Origin of the sequence: Rathayibacter sp. Leaf296, from assembly GCF_001423045.1 — a bacterium.
GTDB classification, from domain to species: Bacteria; Actinomycetota; Actinomycetes; order Actinomycetales; family Microbacteriaceae; genus Rathayibacter; species Rathayibacter caricis.
In genome coordinates, this window is the sequence record NZ_LMNR01000001.1 from 1,007,315 (window position 1) to 1,017,023 (window position 9,709).

The window sequence follows — 9,709 nt, forward strand, 5'->3', positions numbered from 1 at the left end:
GGTGGCGACCTGAGCCGACAGCTCGGACGAGAGCGGGGCGGCACCGGCGGAGGTCGCTGCCTCCTCCTGACCGGCCTCGCTGGTCACGTAGCCAAGGTACGCCTTGACGAGCTCGGCCGTCGCGGGGTCCTGGTACTCCTGGCAGGCGATGAGGTAGCTGACCAGGACGACCGGGTACACGCCCGACTCCTCGGTGGAGTAGTCGATCTCGTACACGATGTCGTTGTCGGGACGGTCGGTCGCCTCGGGCGAGGCGTCGACGATCGCGGCAGCGGCCTCGGGGGAGTACTCGACGAACTCCTCGCCGACCTTGATCTTCGCGGTGCCGAGGTCACCGGCGCGCGACGCGTCGGCGTAGCCGATGGTGTTGGTGCCGTTGGTCACGGTGTCGATGACGCCCGAGGTGCCCTGGGCGGCCTCGCCGCCCTCGTAGGGCCAGACGCCGTCCGGCTCCGCGTCCCACACGTCGGGGGCGGTCGCGTTGAGGTACGCGGCGAAGTTCTCGGTGGTGCCCGAGTCGTCCGAGCGGTGCACCGCGGTGATGTTGGCGCCGGGGAGCGTCGCGTCGGGGTTGAGCGCGGCGATCTCGGGGGCGTTCCACTTGGTGATGGTGCCCTTGAAGATGCCCGCGGCGGTGGCCGCGTCGAGGTTGAGCTCGTCGACGCCGTCGATCTTGAAGACCAGGGCGATCGGGGAGATGTAGGCGGGGACGTCGATGGCGGAGGTGCCCTCGGCGCACTTGCCGAAGGAGCCGTCGAGCTCCTCGAGCTTGAGCGCGCGGTCCGAGCCGGCGAAGTCGGCGCCGCCGGCGATGAACGCCTCGCGACCCGCGCCGGATCCGTCGGGGGAGTAGTTGATGGTGACGCCGGGGTTCTCCGTCTGGAAGGCGGCGACCCAGGCCTCCTGGGCCGACCCCTGCGACGAGGCGCCGATGCCGTTGAGCGTGCCCTCGAGGCTGCTGGCAGCGCCGGAGGAGGAGTCGTCGGCCGGGGCCGTCGTTCCTTCGTTGGCTGCGCACGAGGTCAGAGTGATCGCTGCGACGGCGGCGACGACGGCCGCCTGGCCGAGACGCGAGATTCTCACAAGTATCCCTTTCGGGTAGGAAAGCATGGAAACAGAACAGGGCCTGGTGCAGCCCGCGAGCGAATGTACGAGGGGGTCGTGTCCGCCCACGGTCCGCTGGGTGAACGGGCGGTGAACGAGGCCCGTCGGGGCTTGCAGGGCGCGCCGACGGTCCGGATCGCTCCGGTCGGTTCGCCGTGACGTGTCAGGCGAGCGGCGCGTGCGTCTCGATCGCCACGATCCCCGAACCGGGGTGCTCGCTCGAGAGGTGCACCACGGTGAACCCGCCCGTGGGCAGGTGCGAGGCCTCGTCGAGGTAGGCGCCGATCGGAGTCGCGGTCGCGAGGGCGATCTCGCGCAGGATCTCGGGGATGACCGGCCGGTGGCTGCAGAGCACCGCGGTCCTGCGGGCGCGCACCCGCTTTCCGACCAGCTTCCGGATGTCCGTGGTTCCGTGCTCGAACGCGTCCTGGCTGATGTCCTCGGACAGGCGGACGGGCTTCTTCAGCAGGGTCGCCAGCGGAGCGATCGTCGAGCGGCAGCGCTTCGCCGTGCTCGAGACGAGCCTGCGCGGGCGCCAGGCCGCGACGGCACGGGCGGCCGCGGCGGCCTCGTCGGTCCCGCGCTTGTTGAGGCGACGAGTGGAGTCGCGTCCGTCCCAGGAGTCGGCGGGCACGGCCTTCGCGTGTCGCAGCACCACGAGCGCGAACGTCTCGAGCCCGCCGCGGGCCGCGATCCTCGAGAACTCGTCCACGATCGCGACGTCGTGCGGGTAGGTGAGGTAGCCCCGCGCCCGCTTCGGCGTGACCCACTCCAGGGCCTCGACCTCGCGGTTGGGCAGGAAGTCGGAGTGGAGCACGGCCTTCTCGCTGACCCGCGCCGCCCAGTAGTAGACCGCCTTGGGTCGTCCGTTCGGCAGGGTGTACTCGGTCGAGCCCAGCGGCACCCCGAGTCCGACGGCGAGGCCCGTCTCCTCGCGGATCTCGCGCACGGCCGTCTCGGGCAGCGATTCACCCGGATCGACCTTGCCCTTGGGCAGGCTGACGTCCCTCCGGTGCGGTCGGTGGATCACGAGGATGTGCGGGCGGCCCTCGATGATCCGCCAGCACACCGCTCCGGCCGCGTAGACGGTCCCCGTCACGGCGTCAGCGGGCGGAGGCCCGGGAGGCGGACCGCGACGCGATGCGCTTGCGGTGGGTGATGTGCGCCATGAGCCGGTTCTGCAGATCCGAGAGCGGCGCGCCGTCCTCGTCGAGGTGGTGCCGGGTCCACACCCCGTCGGGGCCGAGCCACCAGGAGGCGGTCTTCTCGTCCATCGCCCGATCGAACATGTCGTCGATCTCGCTCAGGTGCGCGGGCTCGACGATCCGCACGAGCGCCTCGACGCGGCGGTCGAGGTTGCGGTGCATCATGTCGGCGCTGCCGATGTAGACGATCGGCTCTCCCTCGTTGACGAAGCTGAAGATGCGCGAGTGCTCGAGGTAGCGCCCCAGGATCGAGCGCACCCGGATCGTCTCCGAGAGGCCCTCCTGGCCGGGCTTGAGTCCGCAGATGCCGCGGACCCAGACGTCGACCGGCACGCCGGCCTGGCTCGCCCGGTAGAGCGCGTCGATGACGGCCTCGTCGACGATCGAGTTCATCTTGATCCGGATGCCGGAGGGCTTGCCCGCCCTGGCGTTCTCGGTCTCGGCCTCGATGCGCTTCAGCAGGCCCTTGCGGAGGTGGCGCGGCGCGACGAGGAGGCGCTTGAACTTCTTCTCGATCGCGTAGCCCGAGAGCTCGTTGAACAGACGGGTGAGGTCCTTGCCCACCTCGTCGTCGGCGGTGAGCAGGCCGAGGTCCTCGTAGATGCGCGAGGTCTTCGGGTTGTAGTTGCCCGTGCCGATGTGGGAGTAGTGGCGCAGCACTCCGCCCTTCTCCTGGCGGATCACGAGCGCGAGCTTGCAGTGGGTCTTGAGGCCCACGAGGCCGTAGACGACGTGCACGCCGGCCTTCTCGAGCTTGCGCGCCCACGAGATGTTGGCCTGCTCGTCGAAGCGCGCCTTGATCTCGACGAGGGCGAGGACCTGCTTGCCCGACTCCGCCGCGTCGATGAGCGCCTCGACGATGGGGGAGTCGCCCGAGGTGCGGTACAGCGTCTGCTTGATCGCGAGCACGTCCGGATCGGCGGCCGCCTGCTCGAGGAACGACTGCACGCTGGTCGCGAAGGACTCGTACGGGTGGTGCAGCAGCACGTCGCCGCGCGAGACCGCCTTGAACACGTCCTGGCGCTGGTTCGGCTCGGAGGGCATGAGCTGCGCAGCCGTGGTCGGCACGTGGTTCGGGTACTTCAGGTCCGGGCGGTCGATCTTCTGCAGGCTGAAGAGCCCGCTGAGATCCAGCGGCGCCGGGAGCTTGTAGACCTCCTGTGTGGTGATGTCGAGCTCGCGCACGAGCAGCCCGAGCGTCTCGTCGTCCATGTCGTCGGTGACCTCGAGGCGGATGGGCGGGCCGAAGCGACGGCGGAGCAGCTCCTTCTCGAGGGCCTTGATCAGGTTCTCGGTCTCGTCCTCGTCGACCTCGACGTCCTCGTTGCGGGTCACGCGGAACACGTGGTGGTCGAGGATCTCCATCCCGGGGAAGAGGTCGTCGAGCTGGTTCGCGATGAGGTCTTCGAGCGAGATGAAGCGCATCGGCTCGCCGGGAGCGGCGACGCCGGCGATCCGCACGAAGCGCGGCAGCATCTGCGGCACCTTGAGGCGCGCGAACTCGGTCTTCTGCGTCTTGGGGTTGCGGACCCGGACCGACAGGTTGAGCGAGAGCCCGGAGATGTACGGGAACGGGTGCGCCGGGTCGACCGCGAGCGGCATGAGCACCGGGAAGATCTGCGCCGAGAAGTAGTCGTCGAGCACCGAGCGCTCGGCGTCGTTGAGGTCGCTCCAGCGCACGACCTCGATGCCGGAGGCGCCGAGCGCCGGCTTCACGAGATCCTGGTACGCGCGGGCGTGGCGCTGCTGGAGCTGGTGCGCCTTCTCGGAGATGTCCGTGAGCACGTCGACCGGCACGCGGCCGATGTTCGTCGTGAGCGCGAGACCCGTGAGGATCCGGCGCTTGAGCCCGGCGACGCGCACCATGAAGAACTCGTCGAGGTTGGACGAGAAGATCGCGAGGAAGTTCGCCCGCTCGAGCACCGGCACCAGCGGATCCTCGGCCAGCTCGAGCACGCGCTGGTTGAACGCCAGCCAGCTCAGCTCGCGGTCGAGGTAGCGGTTGTCCGGGAGGAGCGGGTCGGGGAGCTCCTCCTCGTCGTCGAAGTCGTCGTCGAGTTCGTCGCTCAGGCCGTCTTCGAGAATGAGGTTGTCGCCGTCCATGCGACCATCCTGGCACCGCCCCCGCGTGCTCCGCGCCGCGGGTGGTGAATGCCGGGTGAACGCGGCCTGGGGAGGAGCGTCCGCGTCAGCGGACGGCCGGACGCCGCTGGAGGTACTGCACGTCGACCGACGCGTCGGTGAAGCCGAGGGAGCGGTAGAGCGCGACCGCCGAGCGGTTCTCGGCCTCCACGTAGAGATCGGCCGCGGTGCAGCCGCGGTCGGCCATGCGGGCGAGCCCGGCGCCGAGCAGAGCGCGACCGAGGCCGCGACCCGCCTGCTCCGGAGCGATGCCGAGGACGTAGATCTCTCCCGTCGTCGATCCGGGCTCGATCTTCAGCCAGTCGTAGCCGACGAGGGCGCCGGAGGAGTCGCGCAGCAGGAGGAAGTCGCCCTCGTCGAACCACGGCTCGGCGCGGCGGGCGGCGAGGTCCTCCTCTGTGAGTCGCCCCTGCTCGGGGTGCGCGGCGAAGACCCGCGCGTTCAGCGCGACCCACTCCGCGGGATCGAGGTCGCGTGCGTCGGAGAGCAGGTAGCCCTCGGGGACCGACACCACGGGAGCCGCCAGCGGCTCGAGCTCGAGGTGGAGGAGGGTGCGCACCGGAGCGAATCCGTGCGACTCAGCGAGGGCGCGGGCGGCCGGGTGGTCGCCGTGCGCCCAGGCGAGCAGGCCGGTGCGGCCGCTCGCGAGCACCTGCTCGAGCGTCGCGCGGCCGAATCCGACTCCGCGCCACTCCGGATCCACGACGAACTCGAGCTCGCCCTGCCCCAGGACGGCGGCGGCCACGACCACGTCGGCCCGCAGGCCGATCAGGAGCGTGCGCGAGCCGTTCCGGGCGTCGACGAGTGTCTGGTCGCTGAACGGGGGCCGGTGGTCGAACCAGGTGGCACGACCGATCAGGTGCTCGAGGCCGGCCGACACAGCGGGGTCGGCCAGATCCTCAACCGAGAGGTTGAGCGACTCGCTCATTGTCCTCTTCGTAGACGTTGAAGCGGTATCCGACGTTGCGGACGGTTCCGATCAGCGACTCGAGATCGCCGAGCTTGGCGCGCAGGCGCCGCACGTGCACGTCGACCGTGCGGGTGCCGCCGAAGTAGTCGTAGCCCCAGACCTCGCTGAGCAGCTGCTCGCGGGTGAAGACCCGCGACGGGTGCGTGGCGAAGAAGCGCAGGAGCTCGAACTCCTTGAAGGTGAGGTCGAGCGGGCGGCCGTGCACCTTCGCCGAGTAGCTGGCCTCGTCGATCACGACGCCGGAGGCCTGGATCCGCGACGCCGACTGCTCCTGCGCGAGGCGCCCGATCACGAGTCGGATGCGGGCGTCGACCTCGGCGGGTCCGGCCGAATCGAGGATGACGTCGTTCACGCCCCAGTCGGCCGAGACGGCGGTGAGCCCGCCCTCGGTGAGGATCAGGATGAGGGGGACGTTGATCCCCGTCGTCGTCAGGATCTTGCAGAGTGACTTGGCGCTGGCCAGGTCCTGACGTGCGTCGACGAAGATCAGATCGCAGCTCGGAGCGTTCACGAGCTGAGCCGGTTCGGCCGGGATCTGCCGGGTCCGGTGGCTGAGGAGCCCCAGAGCGGGCAGCACCTCGGTGCCCCCCGCAGAGGTCAGTATCAACAACTGCGCCACGGATCCTCCAGAAATGGTCTGCGGCAATACTAGCGGCGGGCCGGAAGGGCCGACCGCCTCGGGCATGATTGACGGATGAGCGGGGATCGGATGGGCATCGGCGTCGTCTGGGCGCTCGCTCTCGTGGGCTCCGTCCTCTCACTCGTCGTGGCGCCGTCAGGATCGGCGCAGACCTGGCTCGCCCTCACCTTCGGCGGCTGCGTCCTCGCGACCTTCGCGGTCCAGCTGGCCGTGGCGCGCGCCTCCGGCTACCTGCTGCGGGCCATGACGAGCGTGGTCGGAGCGATGGTCGTCGTCGGCGTCGCGAGCGCGATCGCGGCCCTCGCCGGTCGCTGACGACCTCCGCTCCGGCGAGTGCCGCCGCACCCGCTCCGACGCCGTGCAGCCGGGTAGGATGGACCCATGCTTCTCGCCCTCGAACTCTTCTATCTCGGACTGCTCGGGCTCGCCTCCCTCGCGATCGCGTGGGTCTCCGGCGTGGTCGTCTACAAGCTCTACCGCGGCCAGCGCTAGCCGCCGCGACAGAGCCGGAGTGATCTCCCTTCCGTCGGGCCTGCCGCCCGAGCTCGTCCCCCTCTCCTGGCTGCTCGGCGTCTGGGAGGGATCCGGTGTCGTCGACTACGCCGTCGGCGACGAATCCGTGCAGGCCGAGTTCGGCCACCGCGTCAGCTTCAGCTACGACGGGCTGCCCTACCTCAACTACAGCTCCTACACCTGGCTGCTCGACGACGAGCGCGAGATCGGGCACAGCCCGCTGGTGAGCGAGATGGGGTACTGGCGGCTCAGCCGTCCGCTGACCGACGCCGACGCGGGCCCCGCGATGCTCCCGGGACGCGGTGCTCCGGCGTTCCCGGACGCGGAATCGGTCGAGACGCTCCGCAACGCAACGGGCGGCTTCGACATCGAGGTCTCGCTCGTGCACCCCGACGGCGTGAGCGAGCTGTACCTCGGCCAGGTCAAGGGTCCGCGCATCGATCTCGCGACCGACGCGGTCATGCGCACCGCCGCCGCGAAGGACTACGCCGCCGCGACGCGCCTCTACGGCCTCGTCGACGAGCACCTGCTGTGGGCGTGGGACATCGCCGCGCTCGGCCAGGGTCTGCGCACGCACGCCTCCGGACGGCTCGCCCGTGTCGACTGACCGCGTCTCGCCGCTGCTGGACCTCCCCGGTGCGGTGGCCACGGCGAGCACCGCCGAGCCCGGAGTGGCCGCGCACTACGGCGAGCCGTTCCGGGAGCAGAGGGCGCTCGCCGCGGGCGCGGCGCTCGTCGACCTCTCCGGTCGCGGCGTCGTCACCGTCACCGGACCCGACCGCCTCACCTGGCTCGACTCGCTGACCAGCCAGGCGCTCAGGGGCCTCGCGCCCGGCGACTCGGCCGAGACGCTCCTCCTTGACCCGACCGGCCGCATCGAGCACCTCATCCGCGTGGTCGACGACGGCGAGACCGCCTGGCTCCTGCTCGACCGGGACGAGACCGCGGGCCTCGCCGCCTGGCTCGACCGGATGCGCTTCATGCTCCGCGTCGAGATCGCCGACCGCACGAGCGAGTACGCCACGCTGGCGACCCTCGGGGAGGGCCCGGCCGGCGTCCTCGCGCTCGAGCTGGCGGGCGAGGACGCCGTCAGCTGGGTCGATCCGTGGACCACCGTCCAGCCCGGGGGCTGGCAGTACGCCCTCGCCGAGCACCCGGCGGCCGACTGGCACGCCCGCGAGACGCTCGTGCCTCGCTCCGTCCTCGAGGTGCTCCCGTCGGAGGCCGCCCGGGCCGGAGTCTCGTTCGCGGGCGCCGACGCGCTCGAGGCGCTCCGCATCGCGGCCTGGCGCCCCCGGCACGCGACCGAGGTCGACGAGCGGTCGATCCCGCACGAGCTCGACCTGCTCCGCTCCTCCGTGCACCTCGCCAAGGGCTGCTACCGCGGGCAGGAGACGGTCGCGAAGGTGCACAACCTCGGCCATCCGCCGCGCCGGCTCGTGCTGCTGCAGCTCGACGGCTCCGATTCCGCGCTCCCGTCCCACGGCGACGTCGTCACGGCGCCCAAGGGCGGCGAGGACGTCGAGGTCGGTCTCGTCACCTCCAGCGCCTGGCACTACGAGGACGGTCCGATCGCTCTTGCCGTGATCAAGCGCGCCGTCCCGGTCGACCTCGAGCTCACCGTGCTCGCGGGCGAGGTCCGCGTCGCGGCGTCCCAGGAGGTCGTCGTCCCACCCGGAGCCGGTGCGGAGGCGGGAGTGCCCCGCCTGCCCCGGCTCGGGGCGAAGACCAGGTAGGCCACGCCGTGGTGGCCGCAGGACCCGCGCGTCGGGATCGGGCGGCCGAGCGGATCCGGGGTCTCGTCCTCGGCGACCGCCTCCGCCCGTCCCGGGGACTGGCGCGCGCGGCGGCGTCGGCTCCCGCCGTGCTGCAGATCGTGCTCGCGGCGATCCTCGCCTACTCCGTCTCGCGGTTCGCGTTCGGGCACCCGGCGCCGGTGCTCTCGCTCACCGTCACCATCTCGAGCCTCGGCATCGCCCGCGACACCCGCCCGAAGCAGGTCGCCGAGACCGCGGTCGGGATGATCCTCGGCATCGCCCTGAGCGAGGTGCTGCTGCTGCTCTGGGGCACCGGGGTCTGGCAGCTCGCCGTGGTGCTGGCCGTCGTCTTCACGGTCGGTCGCGCGCTCTCGCCGTCACCCGGGTTCGCAGTCGCGGCGGGCACCCAGGCGATGCTCGTGATGGTGCTGCCGGCGCCCGACGGCGGAGTGCTCACCCGCAGCCTCGACGGGCTCGTGGGCGGACTGGCCGCTCTGCTGTGCACCGCGATCGTCCCCCGCACTCCGCTCCGGGCGGCGCGGGCGGAGGCGCACCGGCTCGTGGAGGCGCTCGCCGGCACGATCGAGACGCTCGCGGACGCGCTCCGCCGGGGCGACGGCACGGCCTCCGCGGCGGCGCTCGAGCGGATCCGCGGAACGCAGCCCGTCATCGACGGCTGGTCGGCGGCACTCGACTCGGCGATCGGCGTCGCGCGGATCTCGCCTTTCCTCCGTCGGCACCGTGGGGAGCTGGACCGCCAGCGCACGATGCTCGGCGCTCTCGATCTCGCCACCCGGAATCTCCGGATCGTCGCCCGGCGCACCGACTTCCTGGTCGGCGACGCCGTACCGCGTCCGGCTCTCGCCGGCGCGGTGGCCGGATTCGGCTCGGGGATCGCCCTCCTGGGCCGGTCGGTGGCCGATCCGTCGATGCTCGCCCTGGCGCGTCAGGACCTCGTCCTGCTGGCGACGACCCTCGATCCGCAGCGGATGATCCCGGAAGCGCGGCTCGCCGAGAAGACGCTGCTCGTGATCCTGCGCCCTCTGGCGGTCGATCTGCTCACGGCGACCGGGATGGACGCCGCGGACGCGAGAGCTGCGCTGCCGGAACTCGTCTGACAGCGCGGCTCCGGATCAGGCGTTGGTCGCGTCCTGCACCTCGCCGACGAGCTCCTCGATGATGTCCTCGAGGAACAGCACGCCGGTGGTGCGCCCGTCGCGGTCGACAACGCGGGCGATGTGGGCACCCGTGCGCCGCAGTGCCGCGAGGGCGTCCTCGAGCTCGTCCCCGCCCGAGACCGCCGCGAGACGGCGGATCCGCTTGGGCGGCACCGGGACGTCGGGGTCGGCGAGGTCCGAGACGTCCTTGAGGTGGAGGT

The 9,709-nt window shown here is 71.4% G+C and carries 10 protein-coding genes; 4 read left to right on the forward strand and 6 right to left on the reverse strand.

The genetic code is table 11. The features are described from left to right. The 5 genes from ASF46_RS04645 to ASF46_RS04665 all read right to left on the reverse strand — a co-directional run. On the reverse strand, positions 1-1,083 hold a 1,083-nt coding region (locus ASF46_RS04645), incomplete at its 3' end, for a phosphate ABC transporter substrate-binding protein PstS (protein ID WP_056867439.1). A 184-nt stretch (positions 1,084-1,267) separates the two neighbouring features. After that, on the reverse strand, positions 1,268-2,203 hold the full coding sequence (locus ASF46_RS04650; RefSeq protein ID WP_056866583.1) for an NUDIX hydrolase: 936 nt from the start codon (positions 2,201-2,203) through the stop codon (positions 1,268-1,270). A gap of 4 nt (positions 2,204-2,207) precedes the next feature. Next, complete coding sequence (locus ASF46_RS04655; RefSeq protein ID WP_056866584.1) at positions 2,208-4,412, reverse strand: RNA degradosome polyphosphate kinase; 2,205 nt, start codon at positions 4,410-4,412, stop codon at positions 2,208-2,210. An 85-nt stretch (positions 4,413-4,497) separates the two neighbouring features. Continuing rightward, positions 4,498-5,379 carry a mycothiol synthase gene (gene mshD / locus ASF46_RS04660; protein WP_056866585.1) on the reverse strand — a complete coding sequence of 294 codons (882 nt, stop codon included), beginning with the start codon at positions 5,377-5,379 and terminating at the stop codon, positions 4,498-4,500. Further along, on the reverse strand, positions 5,351-6,040 hold the full coding sequence (locus ASF46_RS04665; RefSeq protein WP_055787643.1) for a winged helix-turn-helix domain-containing protein: 690 nt from the start codon (positions 6,038-6,040) through the stop codon (positions 5,351-5,353). The genes mshD and ASF46_RS04665 overlap by 29 nt, the downstream gene beginning before the upstream one ends. Positions 6,041-6,115: 75 nt before the next feature. On the opposite strand from ASF46_RS04665, the gene ASF46_RS04670 reads away from it, so the two are divergent. From ASF46_RS04670 to ASF46_RS04685, 4 genes are all read left to right on the forward strand, one after another. Further along, positions 6,116-6,376: a hypothetical protein gene (locus ASF46_RS04670; protein WP_157602206.1), complete on the forward strand. Its 261-nt coding sequence runs from the start codon at positions 6,116-6,118 to the stop codon at positions 6,374-6,376. Between the two features lie 196 nt (positions 6,377-6,572). Next, positions 6,573-7,181 (forward strand): FABP family protein, encoded by a 609-nt coding sequence (locus ASF46_RS04675; protein ID WP_056866587.1) that lies wholly within the window; start codon positions 6,573-6,575, stop codon positions 7,179-7,181. Continuing rightward, complete coding sequence (locus ASF46_RS04680) at positions 7,171-8,310, forward strand: YgfZ/GcvT domain-containing protein (protein WP_056866588.1); 1,140 nt, start codon at positions 7,171-7,173, stop codon at positions 8,308-8,310. Before ASF46_RS04675 ends, ASF46_RS04680 begins: the two co-directional genes overlap by 11 nt. An 11-nt stretch (positions 8,311-8,321) precedes the next feature. Then, a complete protein-coding gene (locus ASF46_RS04685) occupies positions 8,322-9,449 on the forward strand; it encodes an FUSC family protein (RefSeq protein ID WP_157602208.1) in 1,128 nt (375 codons plus the stop codon). Between the two features lie 15 nt (positions 9,450-9,464). Here the strand turns inward: ASF46_RS04685 and ASF46_RS19695 are convergent. Beyond that, positions 9,465-9,709, reverse strand: a 245-nt coding sequence (locus ASF46_RS19695) for a CBS domain-containing protein (RefSeq protein ID WP_327205456.1), incomplete at its 5' end; no start/stop codon positions are given.